This is a genomic window from Pseudoxanthobacter sp. M-2 (assembly GCF_046156265.1).
In the GTDB taxonomy this organism is placed as follows: Bacteria; Pseudomonadota; Alphaproteobacteria; order Rhizobiales; family Segnochrobactraceae; genus CAMDHY01.
This window is the reverse complement of the sequence record NZ_JAWDIR010000003.1, coordinates 43,489-66,549: the sequence shown is the minus strand read 5'-3', so window position 1 is coordinate 66,549 and position 23,061 is coordinate 43,489. Positions and strand designations below refer to the sequence as shown.

Sequence of the window (23,061 nt, the reverse complement as noted above, 5' to 3'; positions counted from 1 at the left end):
CCGGGCGATGACGGAACGAGGGGGGTGCAGGTCGAGTAGGCGTGGGAAGTGACGGTCATGAGGGTCGCCAGGCCAATGCTGTGCGCGTGCATGGTCACACCGAACATGATCGGACGCGCCTCGCAGTCGGGGCAGGGGCGCGGCTCTCCGCCAAAACTCATTCCCTCCGCCCTCGATCCACCCCCGTAGCCTTCCTCACTGCCGCGATGACCGCTCCTCGTGCTACGCAGACGCCGACCACGAGTCGCGAGGAGCGCCGACGTGCCGAACCTTCTTCCGAAGACTGGTCCCGTCGCCGACTTCCTCGCCGCGATCACCGCGGAGGAGCCTGATCCCGACGCCCTGCGCGCCACGGTCGCCAGCGCCGAGCGCCTGTCCGCGCCGGTGCTCGCCATCCTCGCGACCGCCGCAACCGGCGAGGAGCTCGACGAGGACGACACCCGCTTCGCCTTCTTCGGCGTGCACGTCCTGGCGGCGGCGCGGCGCACGGAGCTCTGGAAGCCGCTGCTGGCCGTGCTCGCCCGCCCGGGCGAGGAACTCGACGACCTGTTCGGCGACGCCGTCACCGAGACCTTCCCGGCGATCCTGATGGCCGTCTTCGACGGCGACCTCGCGGCGGCGCAGCGCCTGCTCCTCGCTCCCGCCACCGACGGCTCGGTCCGCTGGGTGCTCGCCGACGTCGTCGCGCAACTGGCGGTCGACGGCCGCGTCGACCGCGACGCCGCGGTGGCGCTGCTGCGCGCCATGCCGCCGACGATCGACAAGGAGGACGAGGGCGCCTGGCTCGGCTGGCACGAGGCAGTGCTCCGGCTGCGCGCCGCCAAACTGGTCCCGCTCGCCCGCACCCAGTGGGTGATGAGCAAGACGTGCCTCGCGCCCGCCGACCTCGCCGAATTGCGCGCCGACTTCGCCGCGCTGGAGGCCGATCCGGCCTCGCCGCCGCCGGAGACCACGCGCCCGATCGAACCGCTCGACGATCCCGCCGTCGCCTTCGAGTTCGGTGTCGAGTCCGATCCCGCCGCCGAGGTCCTGCCCGATGCCGACGAGATCAACTGGCTCGTCGCGTTCCTGGCGTCGCCGACGTGCCGGCCGACGGTGATGGACCTCGAGATGATCGACGGCTTCCTCGCCGGCCTCGTCGCTGGGCCGGGCAGCCTCGAGCCCGCGGCGGTGCTGCGGGAGATCCTCGACGGCGGCTTCGCGCCCGGCGCGAAGGTGGCGAAGGCCGATCGGCAGCGCTGCGAGGACATCGTCGAGCGGCTGCGACAGTCGATCGCCCTGCGCCTCGCCGCCGACGCCGAGCATCGGCCGCTGCTGTTGCCGGTGGAGGCGTTCGAGCCGGCGGTCGATGCGGCGGGCGTGCCGGTCGAGCGCTTCCCCGGTGAGGCCTGGGCATCCGGCTTCGGCTTCGCCGTCCGTCTCTTCCGGCGGGACTGGACCCGCGCGATGCAGGACGACGACGACGTGCGGGCACTGATGGCGCCGATCAGCGCGCTGATGGTCGATCCCGCTCGCCGCGCCGAGGTCGGGCTGGACGATGCGGAGTTGCGTTCGGCACACGAGGAACTGCCGGCCTGCGTCGCCGGGCTCTACGGCTACTGGCGCGAGGTCGAGGAAGAAGCGGCGGCCCGCCGACCCTCATCGGCCGGCGCCAAGCCCGGCCGCAACGACCCCTGCCCCTGCGGCAGCGGCCAGAAATACAAGCGCTGCTGCGGCGCGGCGGCGTGAGGGCGGCGGTTCAGGCGGTACGGTAGAAGATCACCTGCGCAGCCGGCACGAGCTGCTGCAGGATGTCGAAGTCCCGCAGGTTCGCCGTCATGACCGCGGCCCCCTGATCGCGGGCCTGCACGAGGAGCAGCGCGTCGTCGAGGCAGGCGCGGGCGCTGTCGGATGGCAGCGTCCGCAGCCGCTGCAGCAGCCCGGCGAGAATGCCGGCCTCCGCCCACGCCGCCGCGCCCGGTGCATGGATGCGTCGCGCCGACATGGCCTCGATGGCCTCGGCGAGACGGGCGCGCGCCGCCCGCTCACGCTCGTTCGCGGGTGGCCTGCGGCCGAACCGGTGCGTCAGCTCGGCGACGGCGACCGCGGAATGGAGGATCGTCCGCCCGGAGATCAGGCGGTCCGCCGCCGGGGGTGTCTGTCCCTTGAGGACGTGCAGATAGACGCAGGTGTCGAGCAGGAGGGGCGGGCCGAAGGTCTGCTGCTGCTCGGCGAACGGAAGCTCCGCGTCGGCCCTCGGCGCGAGTGGCCCGGTGACCTTGTCCGGCTTGATCCGGCGCAGCAGGCGGCCGAGATCGACGCCGGCGCCGCGCATCGGTCAGAGGTCCACGTCGGCGGGCACGCTTCCCTTCAGGGTGAGCAGCCGGTCGCCATAGTCGTCCTCAAGGGCCACCTTGGAGAGGGCATACTCGATGAGCTCGGTCCGGGAGCGGATGCCGGAGCGCCGCGTCGCCGCCTCCATCAGGGAGCCGGTGACCCGGCAGCTGACGCGAACAGCCTTGTCCCCGGACAGCAGCCCGGCCTCGCTGGCCTGCTCCAGCAGTTCCCGCTGGCGCGGCGATGGCCTGGACGTCTGCATGGCTTGTCTCCACCGTGTGAATGACAGATTAAACTTTTCGTCTGACACGGACAACCCCGCGGCAAGCATCGCCGCCGCCCCGCCGCTTGACTCCCACCCCTCATCCGGCCTCTTCCCCACCCATGCTGCCGATCGACGCCGTTGTCCCCGAACTCCTCGCCGCGCTCGATCGCGAGGGCGCCGCCGTGCTGGTGGCGCCGCCGGGGGCGGGCAAGACGACGCGGGTGCCGCTGGCGCTGCTCGACGCCCCCTGGCGCGGCGACGGGCGCATCCTCGTGCTGGAGCCGCGCCGGCTCGCGGCGCGGGCGGCGGCGCGGCGGATGGCGGAGACGCTGGGCGAGGACGTCGGCCGGCGCGTCGGCTTCCGGGTGCGGATGGAGAGCCGCATCTCGGCGGCGACCCGCATCGAGGTCGTCACCGAAGGCGTCTTCACCCGCATGATCGTCGACGATCCGTCGCTCGAGGGCGTGGCGGCGGTGCTGTTCGACGAGGCGCACGAGCGCAGCCTCGACGGCGACCTCGGGCTGGCGCTGGCGATCGAGGCGCGCGGGGCGCTTCGGCCGGACCTCAGGCTGCTCGTCATGTCCGCCACCATCGATGGCGCCCGCTTTGCGAACCTCCTCAGTGGAGGGCAGGGGGCCTCAGGCGCGCCGGCCAACGCCCCCGTCATCGAGAGCCAGGGCCGCGCCTTTCCCGTCGAGACGCGCCACCGGCCACGCGACGCCCGCACCCGGCTGGAGGACGCCGTCACCGACGCGGTGCTGGCGGCGCTCGCCGAGGAGCCGGGCTCGATCCTCGCCTTCCTGCCGGGGCAGGGCGAGATCACCCGGACGGCCGAGCGCCTCGGCGGCCGGCTGCCGGCGGACGTCGACCTCGCACCACTCTACGGCGCGCTCGACGGCGCTGCGCAGGACCGCGCCATCCGGCCGTCGCCAGCGGGCCGCCGCAAGGTCGTGCTCGCCACCTCGATCGCCGAGACCTCGATCACCATCGATGGCGTGCGTGTCGTCGTCGACGGCGGGCTCGCCCGCAAGCCGCGCTACGAGCCGGCGACCGGGCTGACGCGGCTCGAGACCGTGCGGGTGTCGCGGGCGGCCGCCGACCAGCGCCGCGGCCGCGCCGGGCGCACGCAGCCGGGCGTCTGCATCCGGCTTTGGGAGGCCGGCCAGACGGCGGCGCTTGCCCCGCACGACCGCCCGGAGATCCTCGACAGCGACCTCTCCGGCCTCGTTCTCGACCTCGCCGCCTGGGGTGTCACCGACCCGTCGACGCTCGCCTTCCTCGAGCCGCCGCCTGGGCCGGCGTGGCGGGAGGCGGTGGACTTGCTCGTCTCGCTCGACGCCCTCGACGCCACCGGCCGGCTGACGGCCGAGGGTGAGGCGCTGCGCAGGCTGCCGCTGCCGCCGCGGCTCGCCCACATGCTTCACCGCGCGGCCGCCGACGGCAGGGCGGGGCTCGCCGCCGACCTCGCTGTCCTCCTGTCGGAGCGTGGCCTCGGCGGGGACGATGTCGACCTGCGCGAGCGCCTGCGCCGCTTTGGTCGCGAGCGCGGAAGGCGCGCCGACGACGCCCGCCGCCTCGCCGACCGGCTCGTTGCAAGCGTCGGCGGCAAGCGGGGCGACGGCGATGTCGAATCGGCCGGCGCCGCGCTGGCGCTCGCCTTTCCCGAGCGGCTGGCGCAAGCGCGCGGCGGTCCCGGCAAGTTCCGGCTGGCGAACGGCCGTGGTGCCGTCCTCGATCCCGCCGACGGGCTGGCGCGCGAGCTGTTCCTCGCCGTCGCGGACCTTTCCGGTTCGGCGGAAGCGGCGCGCATCCTCGCCGCGGCGCCGATCTCCCGAGGCGAAATCGAGAGTGATTTCAAGGACCATATCGAGACGGTCGAGACGATGAGCTTCGACGCCGGCAGCGGCTCGGTGCGCGGCCGGCGCATCCGCCGGCTCGACCGGCTGGTGCTGGCGGAGGAGGCGATCCCGGCGGTCGGCGAGGCGGCGACAGCAGCGCTGATGACCGTGATCAGAGATCACGGTCTCGACCGGCTGCCGTGGACGCCGGCGCTGCGGCGGCTGCGGGAGCGGGCGGGTTTCCTGCACCGGTTTGCGGTGCCCGGCTGGCCGGACGTTTCCGACCCGTCACTGGCGGCCGCCGCGGACGCCTGGCTGGCGCCCTATATCCCGGGAAAGACACGGTTTTCCGACATCCGGCCGGCGGAGCTGGAGGCGGCGCTGACGGCGCTGTTTCCGGCCGGTGGCGAACGTCTGCTCGACCGGCTCGTGCCGGAGCAGCTGGAGACGCCCGGAAACCGTTCCGCTTCAATCGATTACGGCCGGGACCCGCCAGTCGCCGCGGTGCGCGTCCAGGACCTCTTCGGCCTCGACCGCCATCCCACGGTGGCGGATGGCAAGGTGCTGATCGTGCTGGAGCTTCTGTCGCCGGCCAACCGCCCGATCCAGGTCACCGCCGACCTGCCGGGCTTCTGGCGCGGTTCGTGGGCCGCGGTGCGTGCCGACCTCCGCGGCCGCTATCCCAAGCATGCCTGGCCGGAGGACCCGCTGTCCGCACCGCCGGTCAGGATGAACCGGCGGAGTTGAGCCGGCGGCCGATCTTTTTTCTCGCACCTGCGAGCAGGACTGGCGATTGGTGCTTGCTACCACCGGCCATTGCGTCACCATCGCGCGAGGCAAGAACAGGAGAACGACCATGGCCGCAGATCCGACGACTCTCACCGATGTGAAGGATGTGCGGACGCTGATGATGAACGCCGAGCGCCTCGGTGCGCCGGAGCTGGCGCTCGCCTGCCAGCGCCGCCTCTACGAGCTCGCCGGCGTCGACGTCGACGACCCGATCGAGCGCCGCCTCTGGCAGGCGGTGGCAGCCTATGAGGAGACGCTGCACCGCCAGCACGGCAAGGCACGCCGGGCGAGCTACACCCGCCGCAAGATCGCCACCAAGGGGGCGATCGCCACCCTCACCGACTGGGCGATGGACACCAAGGTGACGCCGGGCTTCGAGGCACTGATGGCGAACGGCCATGCCGAGTTCACCGGCGAGGCGATCGTCGTCGAGTATGCCGACCATTTCCCGCCCGAGGCTGTCGCCGCGGCGAAGGCGCGCCTCGCCGACCACGCCGTGAAGGTGCCGGAACCGAGCTGACGCCGGCCGGCACAGCGCGGCACAGGTCGACGGGCCACACTGGTCTGCCCCACAGACCAGTTATGGCGTCAGCCGACGATCAGCACGTGCAGCGCGCGCGGACCGTGGGCGCCGAGGACCAGCGTCTGCTCGATGTCGGCGGAGCGCGACGGGCCGGTGACGAAGTTCACCGTCCGCGGCATCTCGCCTTCGCCGTAGCGGGCGCGCAGGCGGGCGATGACGGTCTCGAAGTCGCCGGCGATGTCGGCGGCGTCGACGACGATGATGTGCAGGTCGGGCAGGAAGTTGAGCGTCGTCGGGTTGTCGGGACCGGAGACGAGCATCGTCGTGCCGGTCTCCGCCACCGCCGCGAAGGCGTGCGAGACGGCCGCGAGGTCATCCCCGAAGGAGCGGCCGCGCGCCACGGCGAGCGTCGGCACCGCGCCCCACGGCATCGCGGCAAGCCGCGGGTCGTCGCCGATGCGGACCGCCGCCGGAAGGTTGCGGTCGCGCAGCACCGCGGCCACCGCCGCCGGCACCGCGGCGGCCTCCGGCAGGCGCTCGACGGTCGCCATCACGCCCTTCAGGCGGTTCTCGTAGAGGTCGACCTGCTCGGCCGGCGGGATGTGGCCACGCGCCGGCACGACGCCGGCGCGGTGGGCCGCCAGCCGGTCGGCGATGGCGGCCCGGCGGCCGGGATCGCGGCTGTCGACACCGAGCGCCGCGCGGACGCGGCCGAGAACGGCGTCGCGCGCCGAGGGACCGCCGCTCATCGCCGCCGCTCCCCGGACGCCCAAAGGTCCTGGAAGGTGCGCCCCTCGGGGGCCGCCATGTCGCGGTGGGCCGTCCACCCGCCGGCGAGCGGCAGCGAGGCGAAGCGGCCCTTGCGCTTGCCGAACAGCCCGAGCGCGCGGGCGGCGAGGCCGGTGGCGAGGCGGTAGAGCGCCGGGCGGCGGGCGACGAAGGCCCAGAGCCCGAGGCCGGCGCGCATGGTCCCCGGCTGCAGGTGCCGCTCGAACTCGCGCTCGCGCCAGTGGCGCATCATCTTCGGCAGCGGGATCTGCATCGGGCAGACCGCCTCGCAGCGCCCGCAGAAGGTCGACGCGTTCGGCAGGTGGGCCGCCTTGTCGATGCCGATCAGGGCCGGCGTCAGCACCGCCCCCATCGGGCCGGGATAGACCCAGCCATAGGCATGGCCGCCGATCGCGCCATAGACCGGGCAATGGTTCATGCAGGCGCCGCAGCGGATGCAGCGAAGCATGTCCTGGAACTCCGAGCCGAGCATCGCCGAGCGGCCGTTGTCGAGAAGCACCACGTGGTACTCCTCCGGCCCGTCCGGATCGCCCGGCCGGCGCGGACCGGTCGACAGCGTCGTGTAGACGCTCATCTCCTGGCCGGTGGCGGAGCGGGCGAGGATGCGGACGATCTGGGCGACGTCTTCCAGCGTCGGCACCAGTTTCTCGATCGAGGCGACGACGACGTGGACGCGCGGCAGGATCTGCGTCAGGTCGCCGTTGCCCTCGTTGGTGACGATGATCGAGGTACCGGTCTCGGCGACGAGGAAGTTCGCGCCGGTGATGCCGACATCGGCGGCGAGGAAGCGCTCGCGCATGACGCCGCGGGCCTCCGCCAGCAGCGTCGGTGCCTCCTCCAGCGGCCGGGCGGGATCGAGGTGGGTGTGGACGCGCCGGAAGTCGTCGGCGATCTGCGCCCGCGTCAGGTGGATGGCGGGGGCGATGATGTGGCTCGGGTGCTCGCCGCGCAGCTGGATGATGTATTCGCCGAGATCGGTCTCGACCGGTGTGATGCCGTTGGCGGAGAGGTGATCGTTGAGGCCGATCTCCTCCGTCACCATCGACTTGCCCTTGGTGACGGTCTTCGCACCGACGGCCTGGCAGATGCCGAGGATGATGTCGCGGGCGTCGGCGGCGTCGACCGCCCAGTGCACCTTGGCACCGGCTTCGGTCGCCTTCTTCTCGTAGGCCTCGAGGTAGAGATCGAGGTTTCCCAGCACGTGGTCCTTGATGGCGCGGCCGGAGGCGCGCAGCGCGTCGAACTCCGGCAGGGCGGCGGCGGCGTCGCGGCGCTTCACGATGAAGCCGCGCTCGACCATGCCGAGGGCCTGCTGCAGGTTCGGGTCGACGAGCGCCTCGGCGGCGTTCTCTTTGAAGCGGGGGGATGTGGTCTGCATGGGCCTCGCCCGTCTCCTTGCCGCCGTCAGCGCAGCCAGGCGGCGACGGCGGGATCGCGCCGGCGCTCGTCCTCGAAAACCCAGACCATGCGGTCGATGAACCACAGCTTGCCGAGATAGCACACTGCCGCACCGGCGACCGTCCAGCCCCAGTCATTGACGGCCGCACCATAGATCGCCGCCACGAAGCCGATCGAGGAGGCGCCGGCGGCGACCGTCGCGGCGGTGCGGTGCTCAGGGTCGATCGGCCGGGCGCGGTCGAGCCAGAGCCGCTCGCCGAGGACGGTGCGCGACGCCCAGCTCCGCGTCGAGGCTGGCGGCGGGAACAGGCGCGGGTTGAGCCACAGCCAGGCGACGACGATCGCCACCGGCACGAGCGCCCACCAGCCGAGGGTGGAGTGGCTCCAGATCGCCGAAAGCAGGACCGGCAGGGTCGCCATGCGCGTCCACACGCTCCACGGGCTCGCGTGTCGCTCCCAGGTCCGCTCGTTCATGGCGAACAGCGTGGCGATGAGGCGGGCGGGGGCGGGCATGGGGTGCGCGGTCCGGCTAGCGGCGCGGGGCGCCGATCGCCGGGCCATCAGCCATGCCGGCGAGCACCTCGGCGACGTGGCGGACCTCGATCGACGTCCCGTCGCGCGCGAGCTTGCCGGCCATGTTGAGGAGACAGCCGAGATCGCCGGCGAGCAGGGTGCCGGCGCCGCTCTCGCGGATCGCTTGCGCCTTGCGGCCGACGATGGCGGCGGAGACGTCCGGATACTTGACGCAGAAGGTGCCGCCGAAGCCGCAGCAGACGTCGGCGTCGCGCAGTTCGGTGAGGGCGAGGCCGGCGACGCTGTCGAGCAGCCGGCGCGGCTGCGCCTGCACGCCGAGCTCGCGCAAGCCAGAGCAGCTGTCGTGATAAGTGACCGAGCCGTCGAAGCGGGCGTCGACCGCCGTCACCTTCAGCACGTCGACGAGGAAGCTCGTCAGCTCGTGGGTCTTCCCGGCGAGCGCCTCGGCGCGGCCGTGCCAGGCGGGGTCGCCCTCGAACAGGCTCGGATAGTGGTGGGAGATCATGCCGGCGCAGGAGCCGGACGGGGCGACGACATAGTCGAAGCCCTCGAAAGCGCGGATCACCTGCTCGGCGATGGCGCGGGCGTCCGCACGGTCGCCGGAGTTGTAGGCCGGCTGGCCGCAGCACGTCTGCGCCCGCGGGACTGCGACGGTGCAGCCGGCGTCCTCCATCAGCTTCACCGCGGCGAAGCCGATGGTCGGGCGGAACAGGTCGACGAGACAGGTGACGAACAGGCCGACGCGGGGTCCTGGCGTGGACGCGCTGGGGCCGGTGGTGGCGGGGGCCGGACGTCCGGCTGCGGGCACGATGAACTCCTGCGACTGCGACCGGTCTCGCCGGTGGGGCGACGGTAGCAGATAGCGCAGCAGCGTGGCGATGCGACGGGTGTGGCGTGTTTCGTGCGCGACGGCCTTCGCCGAGATCGCGGCGCGCCCTCCTACCCCCGGATTAGGTCCGGGGCAGGCTCTCCCCCGCGAGGGGGGAGGGTTTCAGCCAGCCGTTTTGCGCTCCTGACGGGAGAGGCGTTCGGCGTTCAGGATGGAGCTGTCGCTTCCCATATCTCGGCGCAAACCCTCCCCCCTCGCGGGGGAGGGCAGGGAGGGGGGGCCGCGAGCGGCACGTCAGCGTGAGCCACCCCCACACTGCCGTGCGGATCACGCGACCGTGGCGAAGTCGTCACGCGTTGCCGCCGCCCGCGCCGCGAGCCGCCGCGCGAGCGCCTGCGGCAGCTGGCGGGCGGACTTGATGCGGGGGGCGGGGAGTTCGGCGAGCACCGGGCCGGTGTCGCCGTAGCGGGCTTCATACTCGGCCCAGTTGTCGAAGCGGCGGCGGGTGACGGTGTCGAGGAAGGTCTCCGCCGGGACGCCCTCGGCGAGGATGAGGGCGTGATCCTCGAGCTCGACGTGGAACCAGGTGAAGCGCTCCGGCATCGCCTTCTCGCGGGCGATCGTCGTGCCGTTGACGAGAGCGCCGGCCTGGACGAGGGCACCGTCGAGGAAGAGGGCGTGGTCAGGCGAAACGAAGAGGTCGCGGACGGGCAGGCCCTCGCCGAGGGCGCCGGCGGTGATGCGGATGGGGAAGCTGCGCAGCCGGTCGGCGAAGACACTCACGACCGTCTGCACGCCGACCCAGCGCACCGGCGCGGCGCGGCCGTCGGCCGTCAGCACGAGGTCGCCGATGGCGAGGCTCTCGACGGGCGTCTCGCCGGTGGGCGTCGCGATCATCGTCCCGGCAAGGAAGCAGACGGTGAAGGGGCTCCCGTCAATCACCAGATCGGCGAATTCGTCAGGAAAATCCGCATAATCGGGGGTCGAAGGGCCGAACAGAATATAGTCCCCATCCCCAGCATCGATCACGACGAACAAGGACCCAGAGACGCTCGTCGTGCCAGCAAAAGTTCCAACGATGACCAAGCTTCCATCGACGTCTATGAGAATTTCATCGCTGAAGAGAAACTGGTTATCATCGAACGTATTGGTGATAAATGTCGGTGGATCATAGGTCTCGCCCGCAAGTTTGTCTCCGCCGGAATACAATACGGACTGCGAGAGAGTAAAGTCTGCCATCGGCTTTCCCCCAAAGAATGAACCAGATCTGCCGGCGCTATGCGATAGCTACTGCCACCAACTGAGATGCTCGCGCCGCGAGCCGCTCGCGCAGCGCCATCGGCAACTGGCGGGCGGATTTGATGCGCGGCACGGGAAGCTCGGCGATGACGGCGCCGGTGTCACCGTAGAGCGCCTGGTACTCGGCGAAGTTGTCAAAGCGGCGCCGCGTCACGGTGTCGAGGAAGGTCTCCGACGGCACGCCCTCGGCGAGGATGAGGGCGTGGTCGTCGAGCTCGATGTGGAACCAGGTGAACCGCTCCGGCATCGCGGCTTCCCGGACGATGGTCGTGCCGTTGACGAGGGCGGCGGCCTGGACGAGGACGCCTTCGAGGAAAAGGGCGTGGTCGGGCGAAACAAAGAGGTCGCGCACCGGCAGGCCCTCGCCGAGCGCGCCGGCCGTGATGCGGACTGGAAAGCTGCGGAGCCGATCGGCGAAGAGGGCGACCACCGTCTGCAAGCCGATCCAGCGCACCGGCGCGATGCGCCCGTCGGCGGTGAGCACATGGTCGCCTATTGCGAGGTCCTCGACGGCCACCTCGCCCGAAGGCGTCGCGATCATGGTGCCGGCTAGGAAGCAGACGACGAAGGCGCCGGTCTCGTAAGTGAAGGTGGCCGGCACATCCTCGAGGGCGTCCGTGGTGAAGTAGACGTAGCCCCAGGTGTCGCTGTAGCCGATCCAGCCGTTCGGGCCGTAGCCGACATAGTCGAACTCGCCGGGAACGTACTCGGGGACGTCGAGGACGCCGCCCGGGGCAAAGTCGCCCATCACCTCGGTCGGCATGTTGTCCACTTCATCGACCGTGAAGGTCTGGGTGTCGGGGTCGATCGTGCCGGTGGCGGTGACGTTGGCCGCATAATAGGGAAACGCGCCGGTCTCGTAGGTGAAGCTCGACGGGGCATCGGCGAAGGCGGTCTTGGTGAAGTAGACGGTGCCCCAGGTGGTGCTGGTGCCGATCCAGCCGTCCGGGCCGTAGCCGACATAGGTGAAGTCACCGGGGTCGTATTCTGGTACGGTGACGGTGCCGCCGGGGGCGAAGTCCCCGGTGGCGTGCGTCGGCATGTTGAGGGCTTCGTCGGTGGTGAAGGTATCGGTCGCCGGGTCGAGCGTGCCCTCGAGCGCCGTCAGGCCGCTGTAGGTCGTCATTCCTCCACCCCCCTCCTCCCGCGCCCGAATGGGGCGTCGGCGCCGGCCCCCCAGCCGGCGCCGCTCCTGCCGTTAGGCGGCGGCCTTCGCCACCGCGCCGCCGGCCGCGAGAGCGAGCCGCTCGCGCAGCGCCCGCGGCAACTGGCGCGCGGACTTGACGCGCGGCACGGCGATCTCCGCCAGCCGCGGATCCGCGTCGCCATAGAGAGCCACGTAGTCGGCGAAATTGTCGAAGCGGCGGCGCGTCACGGTGTCGAGGAAGGTCTCGGCCGGCACGCCCTCGGCGAGGATGAGGGCGTGGTCGTCGAGCTCGACGTGGAACCAGGTGAAGCGGTCGGGCATGGCCGTCTCGCGGACGATGGTGGTGCCGTTGACGAGGGCGCTGGCCTGGACGAGCACGCCGTCGAGGAAGAGGGCGTGGTCGGGCGAGACCAGCAGGTCGCGCACCGGCAGGCCCTCGCCGAGAGCGCCGGCCGTGATGCGGATCGGGTACGAGAGCAGCCGGTCGGCGAAGGGGGTGACCACCGTCTGCACGCCGACCCAGCGCACCGGCGCGGCGCGGCCGTCGGCCGTCAGCACGAGGTCGCCGATGGCGAGGCTCTCGACGGGCGTCTCGCCGGCGGGCGTCGCGATCATCGTGCCGGCCAGGAAGCAGACGGTGAAGGCCGCGTCCGTGTAGGCGAGCTCCTGACCGGCGGTCAGGCTACCATTGTCAGTGTACAGGAACTGATCGTCGGTCACCGGTCCTTCGGACGTGTATCCGGTATAGGTCTCCGCGCTTCCGCTCGCGTCGATCAGGTCACCGGGCGAGAATTCGCCGGGTCCCGGCTCCTCCTGGGAGACGAGCACGTAGGGGTCCCCCATCGAGAAGGGACCGCCTGCGATCGTGGCGACGCCATCGGCGATGGTCAGGGTGTAGTAATACTGTGCGCTGTAGGACGCCATTGTTCCCCTCGGAATCAAAGCCTTCGGGATCGTTCGAAGGCGACCGGAACCATAGCGCAGCTCGCAAACGCGGTGGAGATGGCTCGGGCACGACTTCGGGTTGGTCTCCGGCCCCGGCGGCGCCGGGATCCGCTCCGTCTTCACTGCCACCGCTCCCGCCGCCGCCGCGTCTCGGCTATGGTCCGCGCGGGGACAGCGGGCGTACTGGGATCGGCGATGGCGGCGGGGGATCGGATGGACGGGCCGGCTCAGGGCGAGGCGCCGCGGTTTCAGGTGCATCCGTTGCGCGCGGCGGTGCTCGGCGAGGTGCACGCGCGGCCGTTCCAGCTGATCGAGCCGCCGCGCACGGTGCTGCATCTCGCCTTCCTCACCGACGCCGCCGGGATCACCGCCGATAGGGCGCTGCTGTCGGAGATGTCGACGCGCCTCGGACTGCCGGGACCGGGGCCGGACGCCCGCCACGTCGCCATCCCGATCCTCGGCGGCACGCTGCGCTGGGAGCAGCACTCGGAGTTCTCGACCTGGACCTTCGACGTGCGCTGGAGCGCGCGGACACTGCCGCCGCATCCGTTCGGCCCCGGCTTCCGACAGCCCGGCCCGCTGATGGTGGCGACGCGTCTCGACCTGTTGCCCGAGCCGGCGGACCTCGAGGTGGCGCTCGCCGACTTCGATCCCGTCAGCCTCTGCGTGGTCCGGGTCGTCGACGGCAACGCCATCGCCGCCACCGACTTCCGCGAGGACGCCGACGGCTTCACACGCTATCGCCTGTTCGACTGCGGCCTCGCCCCGGCTCGCGCCGGCGCCACCGTGCAGCGGCTGCTCGAGATCGAGACCTACCGAACGCTCGCCCTCCTCGGCCTGCCGGAGGCGCAGCGGCTCGGACCGTCGGTCCGGCGCATCGAGGAGGGGCTGGCGCACGCCTCGGCGGCGATGCGCGAGAGCAAGGGGCTCGAGGACGACAGCCGCCTCCTCGACGAGCTCAGCGAGTACGCGGCGACGCTCGAGGCGGACGTCGCCGCCAGCGCCTACCGGTTCGGCGCGACGCGCGCCTATTACGGCATCGTCCGGGACCGGCTGGACTCGGTGCGCGAGGAGCGCATCGCCGCCTATTCGAGCATCTCGGCCTTCCTGCAGCGGCGCATCGGCCCGGCGATGCGCACCTGCCAGGCGATCGAGGACCGCCAGTCGCAGCTTGCCACCAAACTCGCCCGCGCGACGAGCCTGCTGCGCACCCGCGTCGACGTCGAGATCGAGCAGCAGAACCGTAACCTGCTGCGCTCGATGAACCTGCGCGCCCGCATGCAGTACCGCCTGCAGCAGACGGTGGAGGGGCTGTCGATCGCGGCGGTCAGCTACTACGTCGTCAGCCTCGTCGCCTACCTCGCCAAGGGGGCGAAGGACGCCGGCCTGCCGATGCCGGAGCCGTCGGTTGCGGCGGCGATCGCGGTCGTGCCGGTGATGCTGCTGCTGTGGCTGGTGGTGCGGCGCATCCGCCGCCGCCATGCCGACGAGGATCGCGGCGACGGCGAGGTCTGACGGCGGCCGGGCGCAGGCGGGGCCCTCCCGGGTCACGAGCCTGCGAGGTGACGTAGGATCGCGAGTCGGCGAAGGATCGTCCCGGGGGCACCGTAACAGAGCTGCACAGACGGCGACCGGACGGGCCGCGGTCTGGAGGGGAGGCGATGACGATGCTGGGCAGATGGGCACGCGGGATTCTCGGCGGAACCGCCCTGGTGGCGGCGCTGACGACCGCGCTGCCCGCCGTTTCCGCCGGTGCGGCGACCTCGGCGACCACCGCGGCGGCGCCGGTTGGCCTGCCGGGCGGCGCCACGAAGGACATCATCTTCATCGTTCTCGACAATGTCGGGGTCGACCAGCTCGGCCTGTTCGGCTACGGCGGCAACACGCCGCCGAAGATGCCCAACATCGCCCGGATCGCCCAGCAGGGGGTGATGTTCTCCAACACCTGGTCGATGCCGCAGTGCTCGCCGAGCCGGGCGGCGTTCTTCACCGGCCGCTACCCGAGCCGCACCGGCGTCACCAACGCCATCGCCGAGAACCACCTGCCGCAGACCTACCTGTCGTCGTTCGAGGCGACGCTGCCGCGCATCCTCTCCGACGCCGGCTATGTCAGCGCACTCGTCGGCAAATACCACCTCGGCAACGTCAACGACCCCGCCGGCACCTGCGCGCCCGCGACGCGCGGCTTCGACGCCTTCATCGGCAACATGACCCCCGGACCGCCGTCGACCGACTACACCGCCGGCGGCGTCGACCCCGCGGGCACGCAGACCTGCGGCTTCTTCCAGACCACCCAGAACGGCGCCTGCTACTCGCTCGGGGCGAACGACAGGATCTCGTGTGAGTACATCCGCGAGAAGAACGCCCTCAAGCAGACGACGCCGTCGGAGACCTGCCTGCAGACCGGCGGCATCTTCACGCCCGGCGAGCGCTGCGGCGCGAACAAGCCGGCGAAGTCGGCGTTCGCGGTCGACAACGCCTACTATGTCTGGCCGCAAACGACGCTGAACAAGGCGCTTTCCCCCTACGCGGCACCACAGTGCGACGCGCAGCAGACGATCCGCCGCTACATGACGACGGTGCAGAGCGAAAACGCGGTCGACTGGTGGTCAGCCACCAAGGGCCGCAAGATGCTGACCGTCAGCTACAATGCCATCCACACGCCGCTGCAGCCGGCGCCGAACCAGCTCGCCCGCGGCGGCATGCAGGATCCCTACGACTGCCTCGCCGGCATTTCGCCGCGCCCGCTCATCAACGGCATGCTGGAAGCCGCCGACATCGAGATCGGCCGCTTCTTCGAGGGCATCGGCCGCGCCACGCTGTCGAAGAACCGCAAGACCATCGAGACCCTCGACCTCAGCGGTCTCGCGGTCGTGGTGATCGGCGACAACGGCAGCTTCGGCCCGACGGTGCGCACCGCCGACGGCTTCTCGTTCGCGTTCGCCGCCGGCTACGTCTACGAGACCGGCGTGCGCATACCGCTGATCGTCGCCGGCGACTTCGTCGTCGAGCCGAACCGCACCGTCGACGACATCGTCAACATCGTCGACCTGTTCCACCTGTTCGGGGCGCTCGCGGGCGTCAACGTCAAGGACGCGGTACCGGCGACGACGATCCTCGACGCGAAGCCGCTGCTGCCCTACGTCCGCCGGCCGGACCAGCAGCCGATCCGCGAGACGAGCTTCGCCGAGATCGGGCCGGGCGTCTTCTCTGCGGAGCCGTCCGAGCGCAGCTGGCCGTGCCTGGCGGGCAACACCTGCAACGACGTGCTGTTCTCGTCGGAGGCGGTCTGCATCGAGAACAACGGCACCTGGTACGGCCCGTCCGCGACGACGCCGATCGAGGAGGCGAAGACCTCGTGCTGCCAGGTCATCGACCCGTCGGAGGGCCAGGCGATATTCCCGATGCAGCAGTATGCGACGCGCGACCGGAGCTTCAAGGTCGTCGAGACGCAGACCACCGACTGCGCGGCGCCGCTCGCGGAGGGTGATCCAAAGCCGTTCCCGTGGGCGGAGTACGGGCTGAAGACGGCGACCGAGTTCTACGACGTCCGGAAGACGAAGAAGAACCCGACCGGTCTCGACAAGGACAACCTCGCCAGCGCCTGCCCCGACGATCCGACCACCTGCCTTACCGGCGCCAACCTCGGCCGCTACCAGAAGCTCTATGACGCGATGAAGGCGACGATCGCCTCTGCCGAGCCTCAGAACGCCTGTGCGGCGATCGGCGACGGCAATATGGACATGGTGGTCGACGACCTCGACATCGCCGGCTGGAAGGCGTTCCGCGGCAAGGGGCCGAGTCGCTACGACATCAACGTCGACGGTCTGACCGACGGCAAGGACCGTCAGATCATCGAGGCCAACCTCGGGACCGACTGCACGGCAGATGCGGGGGCGGTGCTGAAGCGCGCCGCCGCCTTGCCCTGATGCGCCGGCGGGGCGCGGTGTGCGGGGTTCGGTCCGTTCCGGAGCAGTCTCCTGTTGCTGCTCCGCCGGGGCTTGCCTATGCCGTAACCTGCTGCGCGCGCAGTCGGGTGAAACGTTCGTCTCAGGCGGCGAGAATCGAAGACGGCGATCAGAAGCGCCGCAGACTGGAGAGAACGCCATGACGATCTTGGGACGATGCGGACGCGGGCTCCTGACAGGGACCGCGATGGTGGCGGCGCTGATGACGGCGATGCCCGTCCTGCCCGCCGCCGCGGCGACCTCGGCCGCCGACGCGGCCACGCCCGTCGGCCTGCCGGGCGGCGCCACGAAGGACATCATCTTCATCATCCTCGACGACGTCGGCATCGACCAGCTCGGCCTGTTCGGCTATGGCGGAAGGACGCCGCCGAAGATGCCGAACCTCGCCAAGATCGCCGAGCAGGGCGTGCGCTTCTCCAACGCCTGGGCGATGCCGCAGTGCTCGCCGAGCCGCGCCACCTTCTTCACCGGCCGCTATCCGCTGCGCACCGGCGTCACCAACGCGATCGTCGACAACCACATCCCGCAGACATACCTGTCGTCCTTCGAGGCGACGCTGCCGCGGCTCCTCAGCGACGTCGGCTACAAGAGCGCGATGGTCGGCAAGTACCACCTCGGTGACGAGAACGACCCGGCCGGCACCTGCGCCCCCTCGACCCGCGGCTTCGACGCCTTCATCGGCAACCTGACCCCCGGGCCACCGTCGACCGACTACACGGCCGGCGGCGTCGATCCGACGGGCAGCCAGACCTGCGGCTTCTTCCAGACCACCCAGAACGGCGCCTGCTATTCGCTCGGGGCGAACAACAGGATCTCCTGCGAGTACATCCGCGAGAAGAACGCCCGGCCGCAGACGACGCCGTCCGAGACCTGCCTTCAGACCGGCGGCATCTTCACGCCGGGCGAGCGCTGCGGCGCCGACAAGCCGGAGAAGTCGGCCTTCAGCGTCGACAACGCCTATTATGTCTGGCCGCAGGTGACGCTGAACAGGGCGCGCTCTCCCTATGCCGCGCCGCAGTGCACGGACCAGGAGACCATCCGCAAGTACATGACGACCGTGCAGAGCGACAATGCCGTCGACTGGTGGACCACCACCAAGGGCAAGAAGATGCTCACGGTCAGCTACAACTCCATGCACACGCCGCTGCAGCCGGCGCCGAACCAGCTGGTTCGTGGCGGCATGCAGGACCCCTACAACTGCCTCGCCGCGGTGTCGCCGCGCGGGCTGATCAACGGCATGCTGGAGTCCGCCGACGTCGAGATCGGCCGCTTCCTCGAGGGCATCGGCCGCGCCAAGCTGTCGAAGAACCGCAAGACCATCGAGACCCTCGACCTCACCGGCATCGCGCTGGTGCTGGTGGGTGACAACGGCAGCTTTGGGCCGACCGTGCGCACCGAGTCCGACTTCTCGCTGACGCGTGCCAAGGGCTTCGTCTACGAGACCGGCGTGCGCGTGCCGCTGATCATCTCGGGCGACTTCGTGGTCGAGCCGAACCGCGACGTCGACGCGATGGTCAACATCGCCGACCTCTTCCACCTCTTCGGCGCCTTCGCCAACGTCAACGTCAACCAGGCGGTGCCGGCAACGACGATCCTCGATTCGAAGCCGCTGCTGCCCTATGTCCGCCGGCCGGACCAGGCGCCGATCCGCAAGACCAACTATGCGGAACTCGGCCCGGGCGTGTTCACGCCCGACCCCGAGGAGCGCAGCTGGCCCTGCTACATCGGCAACAGCTGCAACGACGTGCTGTTCCCGACCGAGTCGCTCTGCGTCAACAACAACGGCACCTGGTACGGCCCGGGCGCCCCGGTGCAGCAGACCTCGTGCTGCGCGGTGATCGACCCGTCGCAGGGGCAGACCATCTTCCCGGTCAACCAGGCCGCGGTGCGTGACGCGAACTTCAAGCTGGTCGAGATGCAGAACACCAACTGCGCCGCGCCGCTGCAGGAGGGGGACACGCCGGCGTTCCCGTGGGCGGAATACAACCTCGCCACCACCTACGAACTCTACAACGTCAAGGTGACGAAGACGAACCCGACCGGCCTCGACAAGGCGAACGCCAACCTCGCCGCCGACTGCGGTTCCGATCCGTCCGAGTGCCTGTCCGACAAGAACCTCGCCCGCTTCCAGGCGCTCTATGCCGAACTGGAATCGATCCGGGCCTCGGCGGACCCGCAGAACGCCTGCACGGCGATCGGCGACGGCAACATGGACATGAAGGTCGACGACCTCGACGTCGCCGGCTGGACCTCGTTCCAGGACAAGGGGCCGAGCCGCTACGACATCAACGTCGACGGGCTGACCAACGATGCCGACCTGCAGATCATCAACGACAACCTCGGCACCGACTGCACGGCGGAAGCCGGCAGGGTGCTGAAGCGGGCCGCGGCCCTGCGCTGACCACTGGCGAGGAGAGGGGACCTCCCTCCCCACCACCGAGAGCGACATGGAAAGGCGCCCGAGAGGGCGCCTTTTTGCTGGCCGGTGACAGGAGAGCGATCGCGGGACAAAGCTCGAACAAACCGGCCTTGTTCTCAAACGGCCCATCGTGCGCTAGCTGGTTCGACCCGGACCACGAAGCACGGGTGCACGCCATGCCACGGAAGAAATCGGCCATCGACCATCTGGACGGCGGGCGGGAACCGCACATCGTCCACCTCATCCCGCCGGGCGCGCCCGGCTATTCGGAGGCGAAGGGCGGCGCCATGGTGGTGTCGAGCCCGGCCGAAGTGGACGGCCTCATCCGCGCCGTCGGGCCCGGCGAGGTCGTCACGCTCGACGACCTGCGCGCGGCGCTGGCGCGGCGCTACAAGGTGGCGGTCGCCTGCCCGGTGTCGACGGCGATCTTCGCGAACCTTGCCGCCCGCGCCGCCGAGGAGCGTCGTGCTGGCGGGGTGCCGCAGGGCGAGCTGACGCCGTGGTGGCGCGTGCTGCGCAAGGGTGGCTTCCTCAATCCGAAGCTGCCCGGCGGGGTCGAGCGGCAGGCGGCGCTGCTCGAGGCGGAAGGGCTGCGCGTCTCGCCGCTGCGCCGGCAACTCGCCGTCTACGACTACGAGGCGCGCCGGCCGGCGCGCGCCATCGAGGACGAGGCGCCGGCGAGCCGCTGAAGCCGGGACAAAAAAAAGAGGCGCCCACGAAGGGCGCCTCCCGGATCGGCGGAAAGACTGGACCCAGACGTCGGTTCAGACGTGGGCGTCGGCGCGCGGGCGCTCGTGTTCCACCGCCGCCTTGCGGACGGCGTCCTGCACCTTCTCGAAGGCGCGCACTTCGATCTGGCGGACGCGCTCGCGGCTGACGCCGAACTCGCCGGAGAGGTCCTCCAGCGTCATCGGGTCCTCCGACAGGCGGCGCGCCTCGAAGATGCGGCGCTCGCGCTCGTTGAGCACGCCGAGCGCTCCCTTCAGCATGGTGCGGCGGGCGTTGAGCTCCTCGCTCTCGGCGAGCACGTCCTCCTGGCTGGCGGAATCGTCGACCAGCCAGTCCTGCCACTCGCCGCCCTCGCTCTCGGCGCGGATCGGCGCGTTGAGCGAGGTGTCGCCGCCGAGGCGGCGGTTCATCGAGATGACGTCCTCGGCCGGCACGCCGAGCTTCTCGGCGATCACCGCCACCTGATCCGGGCGAAGGTCGCCCTCTTCCAGCGCCTGGATCTGCCCCTTCACCTTGCGCAGGTTGAAGAACAGCCGCTTCTGGTTGGCGGTGGTGCCCATCTTCACGAGGCTCCACGAGCGCAGGATGTACTCCTGGATCGCTGCCTTGATCCACCACATGGCGTAGGTGGCGAGGCGGAAGCCCTTGTCGGGCTCGAAGCGCTTGACGGCCTGCATCAGGCCGACGTTGCCCTCGGAGATGACCTCGCCGATCGGCAGGCCGTAGCCGCGATAGCCCATGGCGATCTTGGCGACGAGCCGGAGATGCGAGGTGACGAGCCGCTCGGCCGCCGCGCTGTCGCCGTGTTCGGCGTAGCGCTTGGCGAGCATGAATTCTTCCTGCGGTTCCAGCATCGGGAACTTGCGGATTTCAGTCAGATAACGCGAAAGGCCGGCCTCGCCGGAGGCGATGGCAGGCAATGCGGATCGGGCCATCGAAGGCACCCTCCTCCTCTGTCGCCCGTCGCCTCATGGCCGTTCGGGCGGCGTCCCACGCGGGGCACGCGAACCCATTGATATGGGTCTTCGTGTCGAAATCGCGACCCCGCCCCGTTGTTCCGTATCCTCAGCCCTGCGGCTTGCGCAGGGCTTCCACCACCGCGGCGAGGTCGGGGGGCAGCGGGCTCTCGAACGACAGCACGGAATCCGTGACGGGATGGGTGAAAGTGAGGCCCGCGGCGTGCAGCGCCTGCCGGTCGAGGGCGGCGACGAGCGTGCGGGCCGGCTCGGCGAGCTTGCCCGATTTCGTGCGGAAGCCGGCGCCATAGTCGGCGTCGCCGAGGAGGGGATGGCCGAGGTGGGCCATGTGGACGCGCACCTGGTGGGTGCGGCCCGTCTCCAGCCGGCACTCGACGAGGCTCGCTATGGCCGAGCCGTCGGCGCCGGCGAAGCGCTCGAGGAGGCGCCAGTGGGTGACGGCGTGCTTCGCCGAGGCGCCCTTCCCGACGGCGCGGCGCATCGGGTTTCGCGGATCGCGGGCGAGCGCGGCGTCGATCGTGCCGGCCGCCGCCGCCGGCACGCCCCAGACGATCGCGAGATAGCGCCGCTCGAGGTCGCCGGTGCGGCCGTGGTCGGCGAACTGGGCGGCGAGGCTCTGGTGGGCGCGGTTGGTCTTGGCGACGACGAGGAGGCCGCTGGTGTCCTTGTCGAGGCGGTGGACGATGCCGGGCCGACGCACGCCGCCGATGCCGGAGAGCTGGCCGCGGCAGTGGTGCAGCAGCGCGTTGACCAGCGTGCCGGTGGCGTTGCCGGGGGCGGGGTGGACGACGAGGCCGGCCGGCTTGTCGACGACGACGAGTTCGGCGTCCTCAAAGACGATGGCGAGCGGGATCGCCTCGGGGAGAGGCGTCGCGTCGGCCGGGGCGGGGATGTCGAGGGAGAGCCGCGCGCCGGGGCTGAGCTTCAGCGAGGCGTTGTCGACGGTGCGGCCGTCGATGCGGGCGTGGCCGGCCTTGACGAGCGCCTGCACCCGGGCGCGGCTCAGGCCCGAGGCGGCGGCGAAGGCGACGTCGAGGCGGACGCGGGCGTCGGTCTCGGCGACGACGGCCTCGACGGTGCGGGCGGCGTCGGCCGGGGCCGCGCCGTCGTCAGGGACGGCCGCTTCGGCGATGGCGACGACCTCGTCGTCCGCGTCCTCGAAGGCGTCCGGCTCGACCTCGAGGGATCGGGACGCGGCAGACGGCAGCTGCGGACGGCGCTCGACCTCCGCGTCCGGTGCCGCCGCGTCCTTGCGCGTGCGACCGTCCGCAGTGCGTCCGCGCGTCTCGCCAAGCTTCCGGGCTCGTGCCATAAGGCGCCGATGTCCTTCCTGTCCCCGCGCCCCTCCCCCGCTCTGGAAGATCCGGAAGAGCCGCCGCTCGATCCGGCGGTGGAGCGTGTCCACCAGAAGCTGCGCGGCCTCCTGCGCGTCTCGACGCTGGTGATGGCCGCCGGCCTGATCGCCGTGTTCGCCGCGATCCTCTACCGCGTGACGCGCGATGGCGATAGCGGCCGTCCGCTCGGCGACGTGACGGTGCCGGCGCCGACGGGCGCCTCGATCGCCTCGGCGAGCGCCGACGGCGACCGGCTGACCCTCGTCGTCGACGAGCCCGGCGGCGGCCGGATGGCGGTGGTGGTCGATCTTGCGAGCGGCGAGGTGATCGCCCGCGTCCGCCTGATCGCCGGCGGCGCCACGGCTCCGGCGGGCAACTGAGACGCCCGATTTCGCCGGCGTCCGCACGCGCGGCATCTTCCCCCACGCGCGCCTCAGGCTAGAGTGGCGGCCGATCCGCGAGGAGATGCCCATGCCGACTGAACCCTTCTTCGATCGCTGCCGCCGCCGTGGCGTCGCCCTGTGCTCGATCGGCCCCGTCGCGGGACTGGCCGTGGCGATGGTCCTGGCCGTGCCCGCCTTCGCCGCCGACGCGGATGATGCGGTGAAGGGCTGGCTCGACGCGGTGTCGAGCCCCGACGAGGCCGCGCTCGCCGCGGTGCTGGCGCCGGAGTTCCAGATCCTGCGCTCGGACGGGCGCGGCTACGATCGCGCCGACTATCTCGGCACCGGCCGCTCGCGCCAGGCGCGCCCGCCGGTACCGCGCGACCTCGTGGTGACGGCATCCGGCGACGTGCTGGTGGTGCGCTACGTCCTCGACGTCGAGCAGACGATCGACGGCGGCACCGTTGTCGGGGAGGCGCCACGCCTGACGGTGTTCCGCAAGGAGGGCGACCGCTGGCTGGTGGTGGCGCACGCGAACTTCGCGCCGATCGGGAAGTAGCCGATCAGAAGGCAGGGGCG

At 71.0% G+C, this 23,061-nt stretch carries 20 protein-coding genes; 9 read left to right on the top strand and 11 right to left on the bottom strand.

Annotation, left to right across the window (positions count from 1 at the left end):
* Positions 1–261: 261 nt before the first annotated feature.
* On the top strand, positions 262–1,728 hold the full coding sequence (locus RUR49_RS02145) for a UPF0149 family protein (protein ID WP_409144688.1): 1,467 nt from the start codon (positions 262–264) through the stop codon (positions 1,726–1,728).
* Between the two features lie 10 nt (positions 1,729–1,738).
* Here RUR49_RS02145 and RUR49_RS02140 read toward each other — a convergent pair whose 3' ends face one another.
* A complete protein-coding gene (locus RUR49_RS02140) occupies positions 1,739–2,314 on the bottom strand; it encodes a type II toxin-antitoxin system VapC family toxin (protein WP_409144687.1) in 576 nt (191 codons plus the stop codon).
* Positions 2,315–2,317: 3 nt separating this feature from the next.
* Positions 2,318–2,578: a hypothetical protein gene (locus RUR49_RS02135; RefSeq protein ID WP_409144686.1), complete on the bottom strand. Its 261-nt coding sequence runs from the start codon at positions 2,576–2,578 to the stop codon at positions 2,318–2,320.
* A gap of 122 nt (positions 2,579–2,700) precedes the next feature.
* Here RUR49_RS02135 and hrpB point away from each other — a divergent pair, with 122 nt between their 5' ends.
* Together hrpB and RUR49_RS02125 are read left to right on the top strand one after the other, a co-directional pair.
* Entirely contained in the window at positions 2,701–5,166 is a 2,466-nt protein-coding gene (hrpB, locus tag RUR49_RS02130) for an ATP-dependent helicase HrpB (RefSeq protein WP_409144685.1), read from the top strand.
* A gap of 109 nt (positions 5,167–5,275) precedes the next feature.
* Positions 5,276–5,728 carry a hypothetical protein gene (locus RUR49_RS02125; protein WP_409144684.1) on the top strand — a complete coding sequence of 151 codons (453 nt, stop codon included), beginning with the start codon at positions 5,276–5,278 and terminating at the stop codon, positions 5,726–5,728.
* A 68-nt stretch (positions 5,729–5,796) separates the two neighbouring features.
* On the opposite strand, the gene RUR49_RS02120 is transcribed toward RUR49_RS02125, so the two are convergent.
* The 7 genes from RUR49_RS02120 to RUR49_RS02090 all read right to left on the bottom strand — a co-directional run bounded on the left by RUR49_RS02120 (position 5,797) and on the right by RUR49_RS02090 (position 12,651).
* Entirely contained in the window at positions 5,797–6,480 is a 684-nt protein-coding gene (locus RUR49_RS02120; RefSeq protein WP_409144683.1) for a lactate utilization protein C, read from the bottom strand.
* The gene (locus RUR49_RS02115) at positions 6,477–7,898 is read right to left on the bottom strand and encodes a LutB/LldF family L-lactate oxidation iron-sulfur protein (RefSeq protein WP_409144682.1); all 1,422 of its coding nucleotides are present in this window, start codon (positions 7,896–7,898) and stop codon (positions 6,477–6,479) included. The genes RUR49_RS02120 and RUR49_RS02115 overlap by 4 nt, the downstream gene beginning before the upstream one ends.
* Positions 7,899–7,924: 26 nt before the next feature.
* Positions 7,925–8,431: a DUF6653 family protein gene (locus RUR49_RS02110; protein WP_409144681.1), complete on the bottom strand. Its 507-nt coding sequence runs from the start codon at positions 8,429–8,431 to the stop codon at positions 7,925–7,927.
* 16 nt (positions 8,432–8,447) lie between these two features.
* Positions 8,448–9,260, bottom strand: a complete 813-nt coding sequence (locus RUR49_RS02105; protein ID WP_409144680.1) for a (Fe-S)-binding protein — start codon at positions 9,258–9,260, stop codon at positions 8,448–8,450.
* A gap of 348 nt (positions 9,261–9,608) precedes the next feature.
* On the bottom strand, positions 9,609–10,223 hold the full coding sequence (locus tag RUR49_RS02100; protein WP_409144679.1) for a Hint domain-containing protein: 615 nt from the start codon (positions 10,221–10,223) through the stop codon (positions 9,609–9,611).
* Between the two features lie 334 nt (positions 10,224–10,557).
* Positions 10,558–11,706, bottom strand: a complete 1,149-nt coding sequence (locus tag RUR49_RS02095) for a Hint domain-containing protein (protein WP_409144678.1) — start codon at positions 11,704–11,706, stop codon at positions 10,558–10,560.
* 72 nt (positions 11,707–11,778) lie between these two features.
* Positions 11,779–12,651 (bottom strand): Hint domain-containing protein, encoded by an 873-nt coding sequence (locus tag RUR49_RS02090; RefSeq protein ID WP_409144677.1) that lies wholly within the window; start codon positions 12,649–12,651, stop codon positions 11,779–11,781.
* Between the two features lie 234 nt (positions 12,652–12,885).
* Between RUR49_RS02090 and RUR49_RS02085 the strand changes: the two genes are divergently transcribed.
* From RUR49_RS02085 to RUR49_RS02070, 4 genes are all read left to right on the top strand, one after another.
* Positions 12,886–14,187: a DUF3422 family protein gene (locus RUR49_RS02085; RefSeq protein WP_409144676.1), complete on the top strand. Its 1,302-nt coding sequence runs from the start codon at positions 12,886–12,888 to the stop codon at positions 14,185–14,187.
* 152 nt (positions 14,188–14,339) lie between these two features.
* Positions 14,340–16,601, top strand: coding sequence for a sulfatase-like hydrolase/transferase (locus RUR49_RS02080; protein ID WP_409144675.1), 2,262 nt, complete (start codon positions 14,340–14,342; stop codon positions 16,599–16,601).
* A 178-nt stretch (positions 16,602–16,779) separates the two neighbouring features.
* Complete coding sequence (locus RUR49_RS02075; RefSeq protein WP_409144674.1) at positions 16,780–19,041, top strand: sulfatase-like hydrolase/transferase; 2,262 nt, start codon at positions 16,780–16,782, stop codon at positions 19,039–19,041.
* 194 nt (positions 19,042–19,235) lie between these two features.
* Complete coding sequence (locus RUR49_RS02070) at positions 19,236–19,748, top strand: MGMT family protein (protein ID WP_409144673.1); 513 nt, start codon at positions 19,236–19,238, stop codon at positions 19,746–19,748.
* A 75-nt stretch (positions 19,749–19,823) separates the two neighbouring features.
* Here RUR49_RS02070 and rpoH read toward each other — a convergent pair whose 3' ends face one another.
* Positions 19,824–20,723, bottom strand: a complete 900-nt coding sequence (gene rpoH, locus RUR49_RS02065) for an RNA polymerase sigma factor RpoH (RefSeq protein ID WP_409144672.1) — start codon at positions 20,721–20,723, stop codon at positions 19,824–19,826.
* 130 nt (positions 20,724–20,853) lie between these two features.
* Positions 20,854–22,077 carry an RluA family pseudouridine synthase gene (locus tag RUR49_RS02060; RefSeq protein ID WP_409144671.1) on the bottom strand — a complete coding sequence of 408 codons (1,224 nt, stop codon included), beginning with the start codon at positions 22,075–22,077 and terminating at the stop codon, positions 20,854–20,856.
* A gap of 9 nt (positions 22,078–22,086) precedes the next feature.
* On the opposite strand from RUR49_RS02060, the gene RUR49_RS02055 reads away from it, so the two are divergent.
* Together RUR49_RS02055 and RUR49_RS02050 are read left to right on the top strand one after the other, a co-directional pair.
* Positions 22,087–22,479: a hypothetical protein gene (locus RUR49_RS02055; RefSeq protein ID WP_409144670.1), complete on the top strand. Its 393-nt coding sequence runs from the start codon at positions 22,087–22,089 to the stop codon at positions 22,477–22,479.
* A gap of 91 nt (positions 22,480–22,570) precedes the next feature.
* Positions 22,571–23,041 carry a nuclear transport factor 2 family protein gene (locus RUR49_RS02050; RefSeq protein WP_409144669.1) on the top strand — a complete coding sequence of 157 codons (471 nt, stop codon included), beginning with the start codon at positions 22,571–22,573 and terminating at the stop codon, positions 23,039–23,041.
* The last annotated feature ends 20 nt before the right edge of the window (positions 23,042–23,061 follow it).